Origin of the sequence: Pseudoalteromonas sp. Z1A2, from assembly GCF_011378755.1 — a bacterium.
Classification (GTDB): domain Bacteria; phylum Pseudomonadota; class Gammaproteobacteria; order Enterobacterales; family Alteromonadaceae; genus Pseudoalteromonas; species Pseudoalteromonas distincta.
Genome location: NZ_WTKX01000028.1, coordinates 1 through 22266, shown reverse-complemented (window position 1 = coordinate 22266; position 22266 = coordinate 1). Strand labels below are relative to the sequence as shown.

The 22266-nt window shown below is 39.4% G+C and carries 20 protein-coding genes; all 20 read left to right on the top strand.

The window, feature by feature from the left end:
- The first annotated feature begins 2 nt into the window (after positions 1-2).
- The 20 genes from yidC to GQR47_RS16685 all read left to right on the top strand — a co-directional run bounded on the left by yidC (position 3) and on the right by GQR47_RS16685 (position 21976).
- Positions 3-1640, top strand: a complete 1638-nt coding sequence (yidC, locus tag GQR47_RS16780) for a membrane protein insertase YidC (protein WP_024597181.1) — start codon at positions 3-5, stop codon at positions 1638-1640.
- 395 nt (positions 1641-2035) lie between these two features.
- Complete coding sequence (gene mnmE, locus GQR47_RS16775) at positions 2036-3400, top strand: tRNA uridine-5-carboxymethylaminomethyl(34) synthesis GTPase MnmE (RefSeq protein WP_007584209.1); 1365 nt, start codon at positions 2036-2038, stop codon at positions 3398-3400.
- Between the two features lie 1060 nt (positions 3401-4460).
- Positions 4461-4910, top strand: a complete 450-nt coding sequence (locus GQR47_RS16770; protein WP_024597180.1) for a flavodoxin domain-containing protein — start codon at positions 4461-4463, stop codon at positions 4908-4910.
- A gap of 428 nt (positions 4911-5338) precedes the next feature.
- Positions 5339-7228, top strand: a complete 1890-nt coding sequence (gene mnmG / locus GQR47_RS16765) for a tRNA uridine-5-carboxymethylaminomethyl(34) synthesis enzyme MnmG (RefSeq protein ID WP_004335230.1) — start codon at positions 5339-5341, stop codon at positions 7226-7228.
- 15 nt (positions 7229-7243) lie between these two features.
- Positions 7244-7864, top strand: coding sequence for a 16S rRNA (guanine(527)-N(7))-methyltransferase RsmG (rsmG, locus tag GQR47_RS16760; RefSeq protein ID WP_004335232.1), 621 nt, complete (start codon positions 7244-7246; stop codon positions 7862-7864).
- A 14-nt stretch (positions 7865-7878) separates the two neighbouring features.
- Complete coding sequence (locus tag GQR47_RS16755; RefSeq protein WP_004335235.1) at positions 7879-8664, top strand: ParA family protein; 786 nt, start codon at positions 7879-7881, stop codon at positions 8662-8664.
- A 20-nt stretch (positions 8665-8684) separates the two neighbouring features.
- A complete protein-coding gene (locus GQR47_RS16750; RefSeq protein ID WP_024597179.1) occupies positions 8685-9611 on the top strand; it encodes a ParB/RepB/Spo0J family partition protein in 927 nt (308 codons plus the stop codon).
- Positions 9612-9753: 142 nt separating this feature from the next.
- Positions 9754-10134 carry an ATP synthase subunit I gene (locus tag GQR47_RS16745; RefSeq protein WP_004335240.1) on the top strand — a complete coding sequence of 127 codons (381 nt, stop codon included), beginning with the start codon at positions 9754-9756 and terminating at the stop codon, positions 10132-10134.
- 14 nt (positions 10135-10148) lie between these two features.
- On the top strand, positions 10149-11006 hold the full coding sequence (gene atpB / locus GQR47_RS16740) for a F0F1 ATP synthase subunit A (protein ID WP_024597178.1): 858 nt from the start codon (positions 10149-10151) through the stop codon (positions 11004-11006).
- Positions 11007-11066: 60 nt separating this feature from the next.
- Entirely contained in the window at positions 11067-11309 is a 243-nt protein-coding gene (gene atpE / locus GQR47_RS16735) for a F0F1 ATP synthase subunit C (protein WP_008112128.1), read from the top strand.
- A 41-nt stretch (positions 11310-11350) separates the two neighbouring features.
- Positions 11351-11821 carry a F0F1 ATP synthase subunit B gene (gene atpF, locus GQR47_RS16730; RefSeq protein WP_004335264.1) on the top strand — a complete coding sequence of 157 codons (471 nt, stop codon included), beginning with the start codon at positions 11351-11353 and terminating at the stop codon, positions 11819-11821.
- A gap of 16 nt (positions 11822-11837) precedes the next feature.
- Positions 11838-12371: a F0F1 ATP synthase subunit delta gene (atpH, locus tag GQR47_RS16725; protein ID WP_004335267.1), complete on the top strand. Its 534-nt coding sequence runs from the start codon at positions 11838-11840 to the stop codon at positions 12369-12371.
- A gap of 14 nt (positions 12372-12385) precedes the next feature.
- A complete protein-coding gene (gene atpA / locus GQR47_RS16720; RefSeq protein ID WP_165724177.1) occupies positions 12386-13927 on the top strand; it encodes a F0F1 ATP synthase subunit alpha in 1542 nt (513 codons plus the stop codon).
- 60 nt (positions 13928-13987) lie between these two features.
- On the top strand, positions 13988-14848 hold the full coding sequence (gene atpG, locus GQR47_RS16715; protein WP_024597176.1) for a F0F1 ATP synthase subunit gamma: 861 nt from the start codon (positions 13988-13990) through the stop codon (positions 14846-14848).
- Between the two features lie 33 nt (positions 14849-14881).
- Entirely contained in the window at positions 14882-16267 is a 1386-nt protein-coding gene (atpD, locus tag GQR47_RS16710; RefSeq protein WP_004335274.1) for a F0F1 ATP synthase subunit beta, read from the top strand.
- Between the two features lie 13 nt (positions 16268-16280).
- Positions 16281-16703, top strand: a complete 423-nt coding sequence (locus GQR47_RS16705; RefSeq protein WP_004335277.1) for a F0F1 ATP synthase subunit epsilon — start codon at positions 16281-16283, stop codon at positions 16701-16703.
- A gap of 304 nt (positions 16704-17007) precedes the next feature.
- Positions 17008-18366: a bifunctional UDP-N-acetylglucosamine diphosphorylase/glucosamine-1-phosphate N-acetyltransferase GlmU gene (gene glmU / locus GQR47_RS16700; RefSeq protein WP_002962912.1), complete on the top strand. Its 1359-nt coding sequence runs from the start codon at positions 17008-17010 to the stop codon at positions 18364-18366.
- Between the two features lie 112 nt (positions 18367-18478).
- Positions 18479-19423 (top strand): hypothetical protein, encoded by a 945-nt coding sequence (locus GQR47_RS16695; protein ID WP_024597175.1) that lies wholly within the window; start codon positions 18479-18481, stop codon positions 19421-19423.
- Entirely contained in the window at positions 19420-20025 is a 606-nt protein-coding gene (locus GQR47_RS16690; protein ID WP_024597174.1) for a DUF1240 domain-containing protein, read from the top strand. The genes GQR47_RS16695 and GQR47_RS16690 overlap by 4 nt, the downstream gene beginning before the upstream one ends.
- Positions 20026-20182: 157 nt before the next feature.
- Positions 20183-21976 (top strand): choice-of-anchor I family protein, encoded by a 1794-nt coding sequence (locus GQR47_RS16685; protein WP_024597173.1) that lies wholly within the window; start codon positions 20183-20185, stop codon positions 21974-21976.
- Positions 21977-22266: the final 290 nt, after the last annotated feature.

Sequence of the window (22266 nt, the reverse complement as noted above, 5' to 3'; positions counted from 1 at the left end):
TTATGGAATCGCAACGCACGTTTTTATTAATTGGCCTAATGCTAGTGTCGTTTTTATTGTTCCAAGAATGGGATAATGATTACAACAAGCCTAAAGCCGATCCAAGTGCCACAACACAAACACTACAAGCAAATTCACCAGAGTCGGATGATTATATTCCTTCATCGTCAGATTCAGGTTTACCCGCTTCAGCAACTTTAGCTAAACGTTCAGTTATTGAAATCACAACTGACGTTTTTAAAGTTAAAATTGACACCAAAGGCGGTGACATTGTTGAAACAGACCTTCTTCAATACGAAGAAACTAAAGGAAGTGAAACACCTTATATGCTTCTTGGTCAGCTTGATAGTGGCAAACAATACTTTTCACAAAGTGGCTTAATTGGCTTAAATGGCCCTGACGCATCAGCTAACGGTCGCCCTACTTATAGTACCGAACAAAAATCATATACCTTAACGGGTGATGAGCTTCGCGTTCCACTTCAGTTTACTGATAGTAATGGTGTTAGTTTTACTAAAACATACGTATTCAAAAAAGGTCAGTATGACGTAGGCTTAGAATACAAGATCAACAACACTACCAGCGCACCTCTTCAAGTACAGCTATACACGCAAATTAAGCGTACCGTACAAGAAAAAGGTAGCATGGTTGATCAAAACTATTTAGGTGCTGCATACGGTACTGACGAAGAACCATATGAAAAGTATAGTTTTTCAGATATGGCTGATAAAAACCTAAACAAAAACACGCAAGGTGGTTATGTTGCATTTATACAACATTACTTTGTAAGTGCTTGGGTTCCAATGCAGGATCAAACAAATACAATTTATAGCTTAATTACAAAAAGTAATGCCGCTATTATTGGTGCTAAAGATCCCGCTGTAAATATTCAAGCTGGTAGTGAGCAAACACTAACTGCTACTTATTATATGGGTCCGAAAGAGTCAGATATTCTTGAAGCGATTCACCCAGACTTAGACTTAACTGTAGATTACGGTTGGTTATGGTTTATTTCGCAACCTTTATTTGTATTGCTAAAATGGCTACATAGCATTTTAGGTAACTGGGGTGTAGCAATTATTGCCATCACTATTATCGTTAAATCGTTAATGTACCCACTTACTAAAGCGCAATACACTTCAATGGCAAAAATGCGTGCGCTACAGCCTAAAATGGCAGCTCTTAAAGAAAAGTTTGGTGACGACCGTCAAAAGTTCGGCCAAGCAACTATGGAAATGTACAAAAAAGAAAAAGTTAACCCAATGGGTGGCTGTTTCCCTATTTTGCTACAAATGCCAATTTTCTTAGCCTTGTTCTACGTATTCTTAGAGTCAACTGAACTTCGCCATGCTGAATTTATTTTTTGGTTAACAGACCTTTCTGCACAAGACCCGTACTACGTATTACCAATCTTATTTGGTGCGAGTATGTTTGTGACGCAAAAACTTCAGCCTATGACGGTAACTGATCCAATGCAGCAAAAAATGATGACCTTTATGCCGGTTATCTTCTCTGTATTCTTCTTATGGTTCCCATCGGGTTTAGTTCTTTACTGGTTAGTGTCTAACCTTATTTCTATTGTCCAGATGTTAATCATCTACCGTGGCATGGAAAAGAAAGGAATTAAAGTAAGAGGCTAGCGCCTATACCCAAGCCACATCAAGATGCAAAATTCAGCGTTTCACAGGGGCTTAAGATCAAGGCGTTACTTTGCAAGAATGGCAGTCCCTTTTAAAAAGTAACAACGATGAAATTAAGTACCTGTGAAACGCCCAAAGGGTTGGTTTAAAAGCGATTTATACTGCGTTATTGATTTTAACAATAGAACCACTATTATTCTCAATCAATGCCTTGCCTAAATAGCTTTTAACTCCAACTGAAACTCGCATCTTGAGATGGCTTGGGTATATTACTTATATAAAGGCGACTTCGGTCGCCTTTTTTATTGCCTGTTTTTCACCAGAGTATTCGCGAGTGTTTATTTCATAGGTTACAATACCGCCATAAAGTTACTTATCGTTGGCAAATTAATAGCATGATCAATCAAGATACAATTGCAGCACAAGCAACTGCCCCAGGACGTGGTGGTGTTGGTATTATTCGCGTTTCAGGCAGCCTTGCTAAAAGTGTCGCCGAAAAAGTAGTAGGTAAAATTCCTAAAGTTCGCTACGCCGATTACGTGCCATTTAAAAGCCTAGCTGGCGAGCAACTTGACCAAGGTATTGCCATTTACTTTGCAGGTCCTAACTCATTTACTGGTGAAGACGTACTTGAATTACAAGGCCACGGCGGTCCTGTAGTACTTGATATGCTACTTAAAGAAATTAGTAAAATAGAGGGCGTTCGTTTAGCAAAGCCTGGTGAGTTTTCTGAACGCGCATTTATGAATGACAAGCTTGATTTAACACAAGCAGAGGCCATCGCCGACTTAATTAATGCTACAAGCGAACAAGCTGCCAAAAGCGCCCTACAGTCTCTCCAAGGTGAATTTTCTAAACACATAGAAACGCTTGTAGAAAAAGTAATTCACTTACGTATGTATGTAGAAGCGGCAATAGATTTTCCTGATGAAGAAATTGATTTTTTATCAGACGGTAAAGTGTCAGGCGACTTAGACGCTATTATTACTCAGCTTAACACTGTAACCAACCAAGCCAAGCAAGGCAGCATTATGCGCGAAGGTATGCGTGTTGTTATTGCTGGTCGCCCAAATGCCGGTAAATCAAGCCTACTAAACGCCCTAGCCGGTCGTGAAGCTGCAATCGTAACAGAAATAGCCGGTACCACTCGCGACGTACTACGAGAGCATATACATATAGATGGTATGCCACTGCATATTATAGATACCGCAGGCCTACGAGAGAGCCCTGACCGCGTAGAACAAATAGGTATTGAACGGGCGTGGGATGAAATAAACCAAGCCGATCGCGTTTTATTTATGCTTGATGGCACTGACACTATAGATACTGACCCGCATAAAATTTGGCCTGAATTTATGGCCAAATTACCAGAAGGTATGGGGGTTACGGTCATCAGAAATAAAGCTGATTTATCGGGTGATATAGTCGGAATGGAGCAAGAGCAACAATACCCGGTCATCAGCTTAAGTGCTAAAAATGCTGACGGTATTGAACTTGTTCGCGAGCATTTAAAAGCCTGTATAGGCTTTCAAGGCGCAACAGAGGGTGGCTTTATGGCGCGCCGTCGTCATTTGGATGCACTAGAGAGTGCTGCGTATCATTTAGAAACAGGTAAAACACAATTAGAAATGCACATTGCTGGTGAAATATTGGCTGAAGAACTGCGTTTAACACAGCAGTATTTAAACGAAATAACCGGTGAATTTACCTCAGACGACTTACTTGGCAAGATATTTAGCTCATTTTGTATTGGTAAATAAGCACCTTATTACAGATATATGTTTATTATAAGAGCACTTAGGTGCTCTTTTTTATGTAAAATATTCACTATAAAATATGTATTTATACCGTCAATCCCAGCCAGTTCTGCCAATAAAATCATACCCAAAGCGATAATTATTATCAGCCAGATCATGTAGATTAGACAGTGAAAAGAGCCTTTAAGTAAGGTATTAATAGCGCAAGTAACACCCATTTTAAGGTCAAAACCGATACATATTTCAAACAAAAATACGTTTTAAAATCGTTATCCTCCACACAAAAGTTAGTTATAAATAGCTTTTTTATAATTACCTAGCTCATAAAAACTAATGTTATTTGCTCAATTTAAGAGCTAAAACGTGACGATAAGCACTCTAAATAATCAACTTTATACAACATATGGACAGACGATCACTGCGGCTTTTTAATAAAAATGACTCGAGATTTGAGTGCATCAAACTTTTGATCTACTAATCCACCAGCAAAATACATAAAAAAGCAGCTATAAATACGCATTAAATTAAATATATTGAGATCACTTATCCACAAAACCTAATTTTTAGCTCAAATAAATAGTAAATTGAGCCACCTCGCAGAGAAAAACCTAATGCTCTATTAAAAATTATCTGTTTATAAGCTTATTTTTAATTAATTTCGTTAGATCAGCTCAATTAGATCATTTAATAAAATTATTTTCGATCTAAATTTAAGGTTATCAACAACCTTTATATCCACATTATGATCACCTTGTGCTTTTTATGCCTAGATTTACAATTAAGTCTTTCACTAAATAGTAATATCAATAACTTAGCGATTATTAAACAACCTAAAAGGTGTGTTTAAACAGAGCTTTCCCCACTGTTATCAACAACTTGATCAGAAGATTACATTTAAAGATATTTTGTTAAGCCTTATAATATCAACAACTTAAGGAGGCGCTTTCAAATAAGAGTAAAATTAGCACAAAAATAGTTATACAAAAAAGCACTCTTAACTTTACTGTTACTCACACTCAGTTATCATAGGCAGCAATTAAAACCAATGTGATCACTAATATTCATGAGTTCAGTAAATCTTATTGTTGGCAGCCAAATGGGATCAGCCGAGTATGTTGCAGAGCAACTAAGCTACGCGCTTAATAGCCTTGGTATTACTACACAACTACATGATCAACCTGAATTTAGCGATATTGATCAGCAAAATACCATTTGGTTAATTTGCACATCTACTTATGGTGCAGGTGATTATCCTGAAAACTTTATTAGCTTTGTTGAAGATGTGACTCAAGCTAATGATTTATCAGAATTAAAATACTCAGTAATCGCTTTAGGTGATACCAGTTATGACACTTACAACCAAGCTGGACGTAATATAGATGCCTTATTATCTCAAAAAGGCGCTATAAAAGTAGCAGAACGCTTAGAGCTTAATATTCTCGATGAAGCACTACCAGAAGACACAGCATTAGCATGGTTAGACTCTTGGATAACCAAAACAGGCTTAAAATAGATAGATCAAGTAAAAAGTTATATATAAAGTTACCCACAATTTACTAATAATTTAATAGATTTTGTGGATAAAGATTGAATAAACTGCTTTTTAAAGCATGCTTATCCATGGGATAAGATCCAACTGATTCAGCCCTGTGCATAAGGTGCCTTTTTGATCAGAGCTTATTTGCTGGATGATCCGATCATATTAACACCTTTAGATCTGATCTAATTTCATGTTTTAAATGAAGATCTAAACCTTATCAACAGAAAAGCTGATTAGTAGTAGTAATAGTAATAAAAGATCTCTTTAAAAGATCCTTTATATTATTAGAGATCACATACTTAGATCTTGCTCTTTGTTTAATCATTTATCTTCTGCCAATTTCTAGGTAGAATACGCTCCCTTTTGAAGTTTACCGGTTTGATTTAAGTAGGATCCCATTAATGATTTTTCACGAAAATTTTGACGTTATCGTAGTAGGTGGTGGACATGCTGGCACTGAAGCCGCATTAGCAGCTGCCCGTATGGGGATGAATACCCTGCTACTGACTCACAATATGGATACCCTTGGTCAAATGTCTTGTAACCCAGCGATTGGTGGGATTGGCAAAGGTCATTTGGTAAAAGAAATTGATGCGCTTGGCGGTGCAATGGCACAGGCCATTGACAAAGGCGGGATCCAATTTCGCACACTAAACTCTTCAAAAGGACCTGCTGTTCGTGCAACTCGAGCACAAGCAGATCGCGCTTTGTACAAAGCAGCTATTCAAACAACATTACAAAATCAAGATAACCTTAAGATTTTTCAACAATCATGTGATGATCTTATTGTTGAAAACGATCGTGTTACTGGCGTAGTAACTCAAATGGGTTTACGTTTTAGTGCTCCAAGTGTTGTTTTAACCGTGGGTACTTTTTTAGGTGGCCAAATACACATTGGTTTAGAAAATTACAAAGGCGGTCGTGCTGGTGATCCACCATCAATTGCATTGGCTGAACGTTTACGCGAACACCCTTTTAGAGTGGATCGCTTAAAAACAGGTACTCCGCCACGTATTGATGCACGTACTGTTGATTTTACAAAAATGGAAGCACAGCCTGGTGATATGCCAACACCTGTATTTTCATTTATGGGTAAACAATCAGATCACCCACAACAAATACCGTGTTACATCACTTACACAAACGAAAAAACACATGATGTTATTCGTAAAAACCTACATCGCTCACCTATGTACTCAGGTGTTATTGAAGGTATTGGTCCACGTTACTGCCCATCAATTGAAGATAAAATTGTACGTTTTGCGGATAAAGATAAGCACCAAATATTTGTTGAACCTGAAGGCTTAACATCATACGAATTATATCCAAATGGTATTTCTACTAGTTTACCGTTTGATGTACAGCTTGAGATTGTGCAATCTATTTCTGGTTTTGAAAATGCACATATTTGTCGACCAGGCTATGCAATAGAATATGACTACTTTGATCCACGTGATTTAAAACAGTCTTTAGAAACAAAATTTATCGAAGGCTTATTTTTCGCGGGTCAAATTAACGGCACTACCGGTTATGAAGAAGCGGGTGCACAAGGCTTAATTGCAGGTATGAATGCTGCGTTAAAAGTGCAAGGTAAAGATTCTTGGACGCCACGTCGCGATGAAGCTTACGTGGGTGTATTAATCGACGACTTAGCAACACTAGGTACGAAAGAACCGTACCGCATGTTTACTAGCCGTGCCGAATACCGTTTACTACTTCGTGAAGATAATGCAGATATTCGCTTAACTGAAAAAGGCCGTGAGCTGGGTTTAGTTAATGACGAACGTTGGCAGGCATTTAACGAAAAAATGGAAGTAATTGAGAAAGAAAAACAACGCATTAAAGATACGTGGATTCATAAAGATCACGTTGTTGTTGATCAAGTAAATGCATTACTAAAAACACCATTAACTCGTGAAGCAAGTTTAGAAGAATTACTTCGTCGTCCAGAGATTCGTTATAACGATCTTATGGCTATTGACGGTTTAGGATCTGAATTTACAAACGTAGCAGCACTTGAACAAGTTGAGATCCATACTAAATACGCAGGCTATATTGCGCGTCAACAAGATGAGATCAATAAGCAGCTTCGTCATGAGCAAACAATTTTACCAAAAGAGTTTGATTACAAAACTGTATCAGGTTTATCAAATGAGGTTGTTGCTAAGCTTATTGAGTCACGTCCAGACACTATTGGCCAAGCATCGCGTATTTCTGGTATCACCCCAGCGGCGATTTCGCTATTATTAGTGTATCTGAAGAAGCAAGGCTTATTACGCAAATCTGCGTAACGATAAGGGTACATAGTGTTACAGCAACAATTAACTACATTGTTAGCGCAAACTGATATTGCGCTAACGGAAAAACAACAGCAACAGCTAGTTCGTTACGTCGAGTTATTAGATAAGTGGAATAAAGCTTATAATTTAACTTCGGTACGCTTACCTGAAGAAATGATGATTAAGCATATTATGGATAGTTTAGTTGTTGCACCTCACTTACCCGGTCATCATTATATTGATGTTGGCACAGGGCCTGGCCTTCCAGGCATTGTATTAGCGATTGCATTACCTAACACACAATTTGTGTTACTAGATAGTCTAGGTAAACGCGTTCGCTTTTTAATGCATGTTAAACATGAGCTTGGCCTTGATAACGTAACACCTGTTCAGTCAAGAGTTGAAGAATATCAGCCAAGTGTTAAATTAGATGGCGTACTCAGTCGTGCATTTGCTTCATTACAAGATATGGTTGACTGGTGTTCGCACTTAATTGATCATTCGGGTAAATTTATAGCGCTTAAAGGTGTGTTCCCTAGTGAAGAGCTAGAGTCATTACCTACTGGCGTTAAGTTTGAGCAAAAAATTGCATTAGAAGTACCTAAGTTAGATGCACAACGACATTTAATTATTCTTTCTAAAGACTAGGGATCAGAGACACCGTGGCAAAAGTCATCGCATTAGCAAATCAAAAAGGTGGAGTGGGTAAAACTACAACCGCTGTTAACCTCGCTGCGTCTATGGCTGCAACGAAACGTAAAGTGCTGTTAATTGATCTCGATCCGCAAGGCAATGCGACTATGGGAAGTGGCGTAGATAAGTACGGCGACGTACCAACTATTTACGACTTACTCATTGAAGATAAACCTATAGAAGACGTTATTATCAAAGAAACGTCTGGCGAATACCATATGATTGCTGCAAACGGTGATGTAACCGCTGCAGAAGTTAAACTTATGGAGTTATTTGCCCGTGAAGTGCGTTTACGTAACGCACTTGAAAAAATTCAGGATCAGTACGAATTTATTTTTATCGACTGTCCACCCTCTTTAAATATGTTAACTGTTAACGCAATGGCCGCAGCCGACTCTATTTTAGTGCCAATGCAGTGTGAGTATTATGCACTTGAAGGGTTAACCGCATTAATGGATACGATTACGCAGCTTGCTAAGTTAGTAAACCCTAGCTTACAAATTGAAGGCATACTTCGTACTATGTATGATCCGCGTAACCGTTTAGCGAATGACGTATCAGAACAATTAAAACAACATTTTGGCGACAAAGTATACCGTACGGTGATCCCGCGTAATGTTCGTTTAGCAGAGGCACCTAGTTTTGGTACACCTGCTATGTATTATGACCGGGCATCAAGTGGCGCTAAAGCATATTTAGCACTCGCTGGTGAAATGTTACGTAGAAAAGAAAAAACAGCGTCCGTTGTCGCCTAACTTTGAGGTAAAAAAATAACATGTCTGCTAAAAAACGAGGTTTAGGCCGAGGACTCGATGCACTTTTAAGTTCGTCAAAGCCTGCACCAAGCGTAAGCAAGGAACAAGACACATCAAACGTGACTGAAGCTGTAAAAAATGCGGCTGAGCCAACTAACAGTGAATTACAAAAACTCCCAATCGAGTTTTTACACTCTGGTAAATATCAACCTCGTAAAGACATGTCCGAAGAGGCACTAGAAGAGCTTGCTAGTTCTATTCGCTCACAAGGTATTATTCAACCTATAGTCGTGCGCCCTATTGCACAAAATAGTTTTGAAATTATCGCTGGTGAGCGTCGTTGGCGTGCAGCGCAAATAGCTAAGCTTGAAACAGTACCTTGTATTATAAAAGACGTACCAGATGAAGCTGCAGTTGCTATTGCGCTAATAGAAAATATTCAGCGTGAAGACTTAAATGCCATGGAAGAAGCGGTTGCGTTAAATCGCTTACTTAATGAGTTTGAACTAACACATCAACAAGTAGCAGATGCAGTTGGTAAATCACGTACTACAGTAACTAACTTACTTCGTTTAAATAATTTAAACAGTGATGTAAAAATTCTGTTAGAACATGGCGACATTGAAATGGGGCACGCTCGTTGTTTATTAGCCCTTGAGGGAGAAGCACAATCAGATGCTGCTCGTTTAGCTGTCGCTAAAGCACTAACCGTTCGTGAAACCGAGAAGTTAGTTCGTTCAATTTTAGAACCAGTGCCAGCTAAAGAAATAGCTGAAAAAGATCCAGATGTTAAACAGTTAGAGCAACAACTCGCTGAAAACCTAGGTGCCAAAGTAGAAATAAATTACAACAAAAAAGGCAAAGGTAAGCTTGTTATTTCTTATATTAATTTGGACGAACTTGACGGCATTTTAAATCGCATTAATCAAGACAATACCCACCATTAGTTTTCTACATGTCTAAAAAGGGACATTTGTAGCTATTTCGTGTTACAAAGCGTCTACTCAAGTTGCAAAACTGGCAGGATTAAGTATAATTTCGCCAGTTTTCACACCCTAACAATTAGAACGCAATAAAGGTTAACTAAACGTGACTGATAAGTTAGCGAGTCCATATCGACTTGCCGTATTAAAGTTAATTTGCCTTCAGGGTGTTGTAGCATTAGTTGCTGCTGTAATTATTTGTTTTAGTTCGGGAGTCAATGCCGCGCTTTCATCACTCGCTGGTGGAGTTGTCGCAGTACTTCCGCACTTTGTATTTGGTCTTTATGCATTCAGACATATGGGTGCAAGTCGAGCAAATCAAGCGTATGCCTCGTTGAAACGCGGCAACGGATTAAAATTTATGCTAACAATTGTATTGTTTGCGCTAGTACTGAAGCATTTTCCGGTAATTTTATTACCCTTTTTTAGTACTTATATACTGGCGCTCTTTACTGGATTGTTCGCACCCGTTTTTTTTAAACATTAACTTTGGGATATAACATGGCAGCAGAAGAAGTTACTCTATCTGGCCATATCCAGCACCATTTGACCAATGCTAAGATGTGTTCGACCGATACAGGTCTCGCCTTCAATAAAGCATGTACGGATAGTGGTTTCTGGACATGGCATATAGATACCCTCGCATGGTCTATCGGTTTAGGTCTTATATTTTTATGGATCTTTCGTAGTGCCGCTAAAAAATCAACACTAGGTGTACCTGGAAAATTTCAATGTTTCATTGAAATGGTAGTAGAGTTTGTTGGTGACAACGTACGTGATACTTTCCATGGTAAAAGCAAGCTTATTGCACCATTAGCATTAACAATATTCGTTTGGATATTTTTAATGAACTTAATGGATTTAATACCGGTTGACTTTTTACCTGCATTGGCTGGTTTTGTTGGTGAAACTGCGTTTGGTATGGATTCACACGATGTGTACATGAAAATTGTACCAACGACTGACATTAATATGACTGCAGCGCTAGCGCTGGGTGTATTTATTTTAATGATAGGCTACTCAATTAAAATAAAAGGAATCGGTGGTTTTATTAAAGAACTAACACTTCACCCGTTTAGTTCAAATAATACTGCACTACAAATCCTTTTAATCCCGTTTAACTTATTACTTGAACTGATTGCGCTGGTTTCTAAACCGTTTTCATTAGCGCTACGTCTGTTTGGTAACTTATATGCAGGTGAATTGATTTTCATCTTGATCGGCGCTATCGGATTTATGCAATTACCATTGCATTTTGTTTGGGCTGTATTCCACATCTTAGTAATTGTATTGCAAGCATTCGTATTTATGATGCTAACAATCGTATACCTAAGCATGGCTAGCTCAGATAATCACTAATTTTATATTTACAATTTTACTTTTACTTTTAACTTTACAATTGAAACTTTGGAGAAATAAATGGAAGCTTTAGAATTATTAAACGGCTTAAAATACATCGCAGTAGCTTTACTAATCGGTTTTGGTGCAATCGGCACTGCAATCGGTTTTGGTAACATGGGCGGTAAATTCCTTGAAGCATGTGCGCGTCAACCTGAGCTTGCACCTTCGCTACAAGTTAAGATGTTTATTCTTGCTGGTCTAATCGATGCTGTAGCAATGATTGGTGTTGGTATCGCTATGGTATTGTTGTTCGTACTTTAATTTTATTTTTTGAACAGCTTACTATTTAAGGAGGAGCGGTTGTGAATTTAAACGCCACTCTTATCGGTGAATTGATTGCGTTTACGGTGTTCGTATTATTTTGTATGAAATACGTATGGCCACCACTAAACGGTGCAATTGAAGCTCGCCAGAAAAAAATCGAAGATGGTTTAGCTGCCTCTGATAGAGCCGAAAAAGACTTAGAACTTGCGCAAAAGAAAGCTGCTGAACAGCTTAAAGATGCAAAAGCTCAAGCGGCTGATATCATTGATCAAGCTAAAAAGCGTGCAGTGCTAATTGTTGACGAAGAAACACTTCGTGGTCAGCAAGAGCGTGAAAGTATCATTGCTCAAGGGCACTCTGAAGTTGAGTCTGAACGTAATCGCATAACAGAAGAGCTACGTAAGCAAGTAGCAACTCTGGCAGTGATTGGTGCAGAACGTATTTTAGAGCGTGAAATTAATCAAGCCGCACATAGTGACATCGTTGAAAAACTTGTCGCTGAGCTGTAATTAGGAGGGTATGAGCATGTCTAATTTGACTACTATCGCTCGCCCATACGCTAAAGCGGCTTTTGAACTTGCCGTTGAGAAAGGCACTCTAGAAAGCTGGAATGATATGTTGTTCTTTGCAGGCCACGTAGCCAGCAATGAACAAGCATCATCTGCTTTAGCAGGTATGCCTACAGCTACTGCACAAGCTGAGTTATTTATTCAACTTTGTGCTGAGCAGCTCAACGAACAAGGTCAGAACCTAGTTAAGGTGATGGCTGAAAATGGACGTTTGACAGCTCTACCTGACGTTGCTGAGTTATTTGCTGAATTTAAAGCAGAATACGATAAAGAAATCGAAGTAGATGTGATTTCTGCAACTCCTCTTGTTGCTGCGCAACAAGAGTCATTGGTAGCGGCACTTGAAAAACGTTTCGCACGCAAAGTTAAGCTGAATTGTAGTGAAGACGCGTCAGTGGTTGGTGGACTTATTATTAGGTCTGGCGACACTGTAATCGACGGTACTATTCGCGGTAAATTAAGCCGCTTAGCTACAACACTACAATCGTAATTGGGAAAAAGAGCATGCAACTTAATTCCACTGAAATTTCAGATCTGATCAAACAACGTATTGAGAAGTTCGAAGTTGTAAGTGAAGCTCGTAACGAAGGTACTATTGTATCTGTTACTGACGGTATCATCCGCATCCACGGTCTTGCTGACTGTATGCAAGGTGAAATGATTGAGCTTCCTGGCAGCCGTTATGCTATCGCACTAAACCTTGAGCGCGACTCAATTGGTGCAGTAGTAATGGGTCCGTACGCTGACCTTACTGAAGGCGTAAAAGTATATACAACTGGTCGTATTTTAGAAGTTCCTGTTGGTCCTGGTCTACTTGGTCGTGTTGTAAACACACTAGGTGCTCCAATCGATGGTAAAGGCGCTTTAGATAACGACGGGTTTGAACCTGTAGAAAAAATTGCACCAGGTGTAATCGAGCGTAAATCAGTAGATGAGCCAGTTCAAACTGGTTATAAATCTATCGATGCGATGATTCCAGTTGGTCGTGGTCAACGTGAACTTATCATCGGTGACCGTCAAACAGGTAAAACTGCACTAGCAATCGATGCAATCATCAATCAAAAAGACACAGGCGTTAAGTGTGTGTACGTTGCGATTGGTCAAAAAGCATCTACTATTGCAAACGTAGTTCGTAAATTAGAAGAGCATGGTGCATTAGCAAATACTATCGTAGTTGTTGCATCTGCTTCTGAATCTGCGGCACTTCAGTACTTAGCACCGTTCGCGGGCTGTACTATGGGTGAATACTTCCGTGACCGTGGTGAAAACGCATTAATCGTATATGATGATTTGTCTAAGCAAGCAGTTGCTTACCGTCAAATTTCATTACTACTTAAGCGTCCACCAGGCCGTGAAGCATACCCAGGTGACGTATTCTACCTTCACTCTCGTCTTTTAGAGCGTGCATCGCGTGTAAACGCAGATTACGTTGAAAAGTTCACTAATGGTGAAGTGAAAGGTAAAACTGGTTCATTGACGGCATTGCCAATCATTGAAACTCAAGGCGGCGACGTTTCTGCGTTCGTACCGACTAACGTTATCTCTATCACCGATGGTCAGATCTTCTTAGAAACTGACTTATTCAACTCAGGTATCCGTCCGGCAGTAAATGCTGGTATCTCGGTATCGCGTGTTGGTGGTGCTGCACAAACTAAAATCGTTAAGAAACTAGGTGGCGGTATTCGTCTAGCCCTAGCTCAGTACCGTGAATTAGCTGCGTTCTCGCAGTTCGCGTCTGACCTTGATGATGCTACTCGTGCTCAACTTGAGCATGGTGAGCGTGTAACAGAGCTAATGAAGCAGAAACAGTACGCGCCAATGTCTGTTGCTGAAATGTCTTTGTCGTTATTTGCTGCTGAAAAAGGCTTCCTTCAAGACATCGAAATTTCGAAAATCGGTGGCTTTGAAGCAGCTTTACTTTCGTATGCAACTAGCACATACGCAGAGCTTGTGGCTCAAATCAATGAAACTGGTAACTTGAATGCCGAGATCGAAGCGCAGCTTAAAGAACTTCTTACGAAGTTCAAGTCTACGCAAACTTGGTAATTTAGTTATTAATGGTGCGCTTTAGGAAACTAAAGCACACCTTGATTCGGAGAGAGAGTCATGGCCAGCGGAAAAGAGATTAAAAGCAAGATCGGGAGTATTAAAAATACTCAAAAGATCACTAGCGCAATGGAAATGGTTGCTGCGTCTAAAATGAAAAGGGCGCAAGAACGCGTTGCTTCAAGCCGTCCATACGCTAATAAATTACGTGAAGTAATTGGTCGTGTTGCTCAAGCAAATCTTGATTTTACTCACCCGTTCTTAAAAGAACGTGAAGTGAAACGAGTTGGTTATATTGTTATCTCTACAGACCGTGGTCTGTGTGGCGGTTTAAACTCAAACGAGTTTAAGAAAGTTGCACTTGATGTTAAAGCGTGGAAAGAGAAAGGTGTTGATGCTGAATTTGCTACTTTAGGTAGTAAGGCAGCAGGCTTCTTTCAACGTTTTGGTGGTCAACTACTCGCTAAAAAAGCGGGCCTAGGAGATAAACCTTCAGTACAAGACGTTATTGGTCCTGTAAAAATTATGCTTGATGCATTTTCTGAAGGCAAAATAGACCGTTTATTCTTGGTATATAACAAATTCGTTAATACCATGAAGCAAGAGCCAATTATAGATCAGTTACTCCCTTTGCCAAAAGCTGAAGAAGAAGTATCTGCTCACACATGGGATTACTTATACGAGCCAAACCCAGAGGCTATTTTAGAGTCTTTGTTAGTACGCTTTATTGAGTCTCAAGCATACCAAGGTGTGGTAGAAAATGCTGCCTCAGAACAGGCTGCTCGTATGGTTGCAATGAAAGCTGCAACTGATAACGCAGGTGACCTTATGGACGAGCTACAGCTTGTTTATAACAAGGCTCGCCAAGCAGCAATCACACAAGAAATTAGTGAGATTTGTTCTGGCTCAGCAGCAGTTTAATGCTTCAGGTAAAGATTAACGAGAGGAATAGACATGAGTTTAGGTAAGGTCGTCCAAATTATCGGCGCCGTTGTGGATATTGAATTTCCACAAGATAGCGTGCCAGCGGTATACCACGCACTAAGAGTAACAGATGGCGATTTAGCTGGTTTGACTTTAGAAGTTCAACAACAGCTAGGTGGCGGTGTAGTGCGTACTATCGCTATGGGTACTACTGATGGTTTACGTCGTAGTGCTTTAGTTATGAATACAGGTGAATCGATTCAAGTTCCAGTTGGTAAAGCAACACTTGGTCGTATCATGAACGTACTTGGTGAGCCAATCGATGAAGCGGGTCCAATCGGCGAAGAAGACCGTATGTCTATTCACCGTGCAGCGCCTTCATACGAAGAGCAATCAAGTTCAGTTGAGCTTTTAGAAACTGGTATTAAGGTTATCGACCTTGTATGTCCATTTGCTAAAGGTGGTAAAGTTGGTTTATTCGGTGGTGCCGGTGTTGGTAAAACTGTAAACATGATGGAACTTATCCGTAACATCGCAATCGAGCACAGCGGCTACTCAGTATTCGCAGGTGTTGGTGAGCGTACACGTGAGGGTAACGATTTCTACCATGAGATGAACGATTCAAACGTACTTGATAAAGTATCGCTTGTATACGGTCAGATGAACGAGCCTCCAGGTAACCGTTTACGCGTAGCGTTAACAGGTCTTACTATGGCTGAAAAGTTCCGTGATGAAGGTCGCGATGTACTTTTCTTCGTAGATAATATCTACCGTTATACACTTGCTGGTACAGAAGTATCTGCACTTCTTGGTCGTATGCCGTCAGCGGTAGGTTACCAGCCTACACTTGCTGAAGAAATGGGTGTGCTTCAAGAGCGTATCGCTTCAACTAAGACGGGTTCAATTACATCAATCCAAGCGGTATACGTACCTGCGGATGATTTAACGGATCCATCTCCAGCAACTACCTTTGCTCACTTAGACGCAACAGTAGTACTTTCACGTGATATCGCATCACTTGGTATCTACCCAGCGGTAGATCCACTTGATTCATCTTCGCGTCAACTTGACCCACAAGTAATTGGTCAAGAGCACTACGATACAGCACGTGGCGTTCAAACAGTTCTTCAGCGTTACAAAGAACTTAAAGACATCATTGCAATCCTAGGTATGGACGAGCTTTCTGACGAAGATAAGCAACTTGTATCTCGTGCACGTAAAATCCAACGTTTCCTATCTCAGCCATTCTTCGTGGCAGAGGTGTTTACAGGCGCGTCTGGTAAATACGTATCACTGAAAGATACAATTGCTGGCTTCAAAGGCATTTTAAACGGCGAGTTTGATGAGCTTCCAGAGCAAGCGTTTTACATGGTTGGCTCTATCGAAGAAGCTCAAGAAAAAGCCAAAGGCATGTAACTAGGAGGGTAGTATGACAGCTATGACTGTACATCTTGACGTAGTAAGCGCAGAGCAGAGCTTGTTCTCTGGTCTTGTTGAATCGATTCAAGTATCTGGTAGTGAAGGCGAGCTGGGTGTAAACCTAGGTCATGCTCCACTACTAACTGCCCTTAAACCTGGTATGGTACGTTTAGTTAAGCAATATGGTCACGAAGATGTGTTATATGTTGCTGGCGGTACATTAGAAGTTCAACCAAATCACATCACGATTCTTGCAGATACTGCGGTTCGTGGTGAAGATTTAGATGAAGATTCTGTACAAAAAGCTAAACGTGAAGCTGAAGAACATATGGCGAATTCGTCAGCTGTTGAGTTTGATTATCAACAAGCGGCTACGCGACTGGCAGAAGCAGTTGCTCAGTTACGCGTAATTCAGCAATTACGTCACAAGTAAGCCTATCCGGTTTTGAAAAGCCCACTTTATGTGGGCTTTTTTGTGTCTGTAATTTAAACATGGTGTATCGCTTATTTATAATTGTTAAATAACAGGTCTATCAGACTATTATCTGTGCTTTATCACTTATATCCTTCACCAATCCTCGCTACAATAACGTCATCCAATTAAGTGTGTTTTTCAGTCAATATTCAGTACGAATAAACTAACCTACTGAGTATTTGCACAAGAAGTGATTTACGTAATCTTCTGCACAAACATAATACTTATTTAGCTAAAACAACGGAAAAAGGAAATTGTTTTAATGGCTCTAACAACTGTTATTCTTGCTGCGGGTAAAGGTACTCGTATGCGCTCTGCTCTACCTAAAGTTTTGCACAATGTTGCAGGTAAACCAATGGTACAGCACGTTATTGATAATGCGATGGCATTAGGTGCAACGACTACAAACTTAGTTTACGGACACGGCGGCGATCTATTACAACAACAACTTGCCGATAACGATGTAAATTGGGTACTTCAAGCAGAACAACTCGGTACTGGCCACGCAGTAGCGCAAGCCAACTCTCATATTAACGATGAAGACACAGTATTGATTTTATACGGCGATGTACCGCTAACAAAACAATCAACTCTAGAGCGTTTATTAGCTGCAACACCTAAAAATGGTTTAGCGGTATTAACGGTAAATTTGGTAAACCCAAATGGCTATGGTCGCATGCTTCGTGTTGGTGGTAAGTTAGTCGGTATTGTTGAGCAAAAAGATGCAAGCTCAGAGCAGTTACTTATTAACGAAGTAAATACAGGCATTATGGCTGTTAACGGTAAGCTATTAAAAACATGGTTAGGTAACTTATCTAACAATAATGCACAAGGCGAGTACTACTTAACAGATATCGTTGCAATGGCTCACAGTGAAGGCGTAGAGATCACTTCAGCGCAACCAGATCATGCAATGGAAGTTGAAGGCGCAAATAACCGCGTACAACTTGCAGGCTTAGAGCGCGCTTACCAAGCATGGCAAGCAGAAGAGTTAATGTTAAATGGCGCTACCCTGGCCGACCCTGCTCGTATTGATGTTCGCGGCAATGTTAAAACAGGCGAAGACGTATTAGTTGATATAAACGTTATCTTTGAAGGTAATGTGACCCTTGGTAACAATGTACAAATTGGCCCTAACTGTGTACTTAAAAACTGTACCATAGGCGATAACGTGGTAATAAAGGCGAATACCTTAATTGAAGATGCAAGCGTAGCTGCTAAATGTACGCTGGGCCCTTATGCTCGCCTTCGCCCTGGCGCTGTTATGGAAGAAGACTCACACATTGGTAACTTTGTTGAGATGAAAAAAACCCGTTTAGGCAAAGGCTCAAAAGCCAACCACTTAAGTTATTTAGGTGATGCTGAAATTGGCGAAAAAGTGAATATTGGCGCTGGTACTATTACCTGCAACTACGATGGTGTTAATAAATCAAAAACTATTATTGGCGATAATGCTTTTATTGGCTCTAATTCATCACTCGTTGCCCCAGTAAATATAGGCGCAACTGCAACAATTGGTGCAGGCTCTGTGATCACCAGTACCGTTGAAGATGACCAATTAGCAATAGCACGCTCTAAACAGCGTAATTTAACGGGTTGGAAACGCCCAGTTAAAAAATAATAAGCCAACACCTTTTTAAAGCGAGTTATATACTCGCTTTTTTATTGCTTATATTTTGACTATTATTTAAACTTATGATTAACGGATTAAAAAATACACTTAAGGAACTCCTATGTCTGCATATGCTCGCCGTGCTATTGCCGAAAGGCAACGTCAAAATCAAATTAAAAGTCTTCTATCAGGTAACAATCACACGCTGATACAAATGAATTCTGCAGAGTTTGTAGAATACATTATTTCTGTAAAGATGAAGCAAGGTAAATCTCGTTCAGAAGTGGTTGATTGGCTTGATGAGTTACTGGAAGAGCATAATTCACTATCAAGTAAATGGAAACGAATTAAAGATCCATTAAAGACAGGGGGTGGGTTATACCCTTTATTTGATGATATGAAGGCATTAGCCATTATAGCGGCTGCAATGCAGCGCCAAGGTAATGTTTTTGGTAAGTTTAAAATTAAAGTTTATAATGGTTCCCCTGCTATTATAATGTCTTCTTATCCTGGTATCAAAGCTCATTTAACGGGTACTCGTTATTTAGCAAGTAACCCCAAACTTTTTACTATCGGTGTCGGTAAATTAGAAGCTGCAAAAGCTATGAAGGGTGGGTTTGTGCTCACTCTAGTAATTTCAGTGACATTTCATGCTACAGACTACCTTTTAAACGATCAAAAAACATGGCATGACTTAGTGGCAGGTGTAGCCGTGGATATGGCTGTAGTTGGAGCTGCTATTGTGACTACTAGTACAATATTAGGTGTCGCATCAGCAGCATCAGCAGGTTTAGCAACAATAATTGCAGGTACAGTATTAGTGCCCTTGTTGGTTGTTGTAATCGTTGGGGTGGCTTTTTCAATTGCATTTTCAGATACCAGTGATTATGTAAAAGTACTTTCTGATGAGTTAAGAAATATTGAAAATAAGATACAGAGTGGTGTAGTTAAAATTAAGGCTGGAGCGCAAAAAATTAATAGCGAATATAAAGAAAATCCAAATGAATTTTTACATGAAACCTTTGGAGTTCCTATGTTTAAAAAAACTAGGTCTTATAACTTGTGAAGTTTTTAGAATGGAAAAAAGCAGATAAAAAGTTATCTCTTGCAAATATGAAAGAATTAGCATCTGTTTTTTTCTTGTTAATTGTTAGTGGGGGACTGTGCTACAAGATAGCCTTAAACTTTTTTTCCGAAGTGGAAACTATATTTTTAGTTAGTCAGCCTCAATTTTTTATCAAAGAGCAAGCCACCATACTATTATCTTTTTTATTATTACCTTGCTTATTTTTAACGTTTTTATCAACTTTACAGCGTTTTTTGGGGTTTGATATAAAGTTAACTTTAATTAATGCATTTAAAAGTGCAGTTGTAGGTTTAATTGTTTTATTAATTCTATCAATCCCGACGAATCTTGTTATAGAGTCTAATTTAAAAAGCAAAGGTTACACTTATTGTAGTTGGTACACCGGACCCTCACTTCGAGCGCCTGATGTTTGGCTAAAAAACGATGAGTTATGCTTACAAGGTGGCTCTGTCATAATCAGTGATATAGCCGATTGGTTCGAGCAAAAAAACCAACAAGGTATTGAACCTTCTGTTGATGAGCTAAAAGAGTTTATAGAAGAAACTCGAAAAAGGCGTAATGAGCATATTAATAGCTTTTAGTTACAAAGCTGATTTCATGGGTAATAAGCTACTCCTTAGCTGCAAGCGAGTTTAACACTCGCTTTTTTATTGCCGAAAGCTAATCAAAATAAAACTGCCATAATCTTGTCATGCCTGTGTGTTGATATTTAGCAAATACAATACTAAGGAAAATCACATGTTTAAAAAATCAATTATTGCGCTGTCACTTATATCTGTTCTTACTGGTTGCTCACTTGATGGTGACGATGGTCAAAACGGCTCTCAAGGATTACAGGGAGAACAAGGCACCGATGGAATTAATGGGTTAAATGGTATAAATGCCAATTCAGCATTAAATATTAACCTTGTGGGTAGAGGTGTATTAAATGCACAAAGCCCAGAAGGTGCAGCTGAAATAGTTGCATATCAAGCATCTAAAAAATGGATTTACGCTATTAACAGTTCAGGTGATGACGCTGTTGTTAATATTTTACCCGCAGACACCTTTGATACTGCCGCACTTGTTAAAGATAACGAAGGGGTTATAAGCGCCACTAACTTAACCTCGGTCATTACGCTACCTTTAAACGAGAACACCCAAGGCGATGCAAACAGCATTGCTATTGATGAAAACAATAATTTACTAGCGGTTGCAATGGCTGCTGAAAGCACGGGTGATGAAGGTCAAATTGCTTTTTACGATATAAGCGGCGAATCACCTGTCTTTATTAAAAATGTTACAGTCGGATTTTTACCAGACATGGTGACGTTCACCCACGATGGCGCAAAGGCAGTGGTTGCTAACGAAGGTGAACCAAGTGGCGACTACAGCGTAGATCCTGAAGGTTCTATTAGTATTATCGATATAACAAATAATGTAATAGCTGATACAGCAATAAATATTGATTTTAAAGCCTATAACAACAAACAAACCGAACTAGAAGCGCAAGGGGTCGTTTTTGCAAATCCAAATGGTCGTACTATTAACGGTAATCTAATAAATACCACAGTAGCTATGGATTTAGAGCCCGAGTACGTTAGCATTTCTAAAGATAACAAATATGCTTATGTATCTATTCAAGAAAACAATGCACTTGCAATAGTTAACCTACAAGACAACAGTCTTGAGCTAAAGGGCTTAGGCTTTAAAGAGTGGTCAAGCTTACAACTTGATGCCTCAGATAAAGATGGCGGCGTTAATTTTAAATCATACCCAGGGCTCTATGGTATGTACCAGCCCGATACTATCTCAAGCTTTAGTTGGAAAGGCGCTAACTTTATAGTCACTGCCAACGAAGGTGACGCAAGAGAATACTTTTTTGATACAACGGATGAAGCAGACTGTATAGCAAAGGGCGGACTTGATTACGATGAAGACGATGGCTGCTTAGCTTATATAGATGAAAGCCGCGTTGAAGACTTAACGCTTGCAGCTAATTTTGATTACTTAAATAACGACGATAACGATATTGGTCGCTTAAAAGTAACAACAATAAAAGGCGATACTAATAATGATGGTCAATACGAATCGCTTTATGCTTATGGTGCACGTTCGTTTACCATTTGGGACAGCAATGGGCTGGTGGTGTTTGATTCAGGCGATGATATAGGTCGAATTACTGCATCGGTTCATGGTGAAGCATTTAACAACAATGAAGATGAAAACAAAGGTGACTCACGCTCAGATGATAAAGGCGCAGAGCCAGAAGCGCTGACTATTGGTAAAATTGACGATCGTACATTTGCTTTTATAGGGCTCGAGCGTATGGGTGGGATTATGGTTTATGATATTACCAATCCATATAATGTGCAGTTTGAAGACTACTTCTATAATAGAGGCTTAATTAAAGACGCTAATATTACAGGCGATTTAGCGCCTGAAGGAATGGTATTCGTTCCAGCTGAGCAAAGTGCTACAGGAAACCCACTCTTAATCGTTGGAAATGAAATATCAGGCTCTATTGCCGTATGGGAAATAGCATCTAAATAAACCTTTAATTTAAAATAAAGCTGTGTGTTGTTTGTTTAACATACAGCTTAGTTTAAACCTTACTAATACCTCATCAATAGATACTTATATTGTGCGTGTTTTTTAAACTAAAAGTATCCTGTAGCCCTTTATTTGTATAGCTTTCATACTAAATTCATTTAATTGTCAAAAAGCTGAAATAAAACATTGACCCCCGCTCGAATCTCCCTATAATGCGACCCCACTGAGACGGGAAACAGCAACGCATAGCGAGGCACGAACAACTCAGGGTGTTAAGTAAAACTTAGATT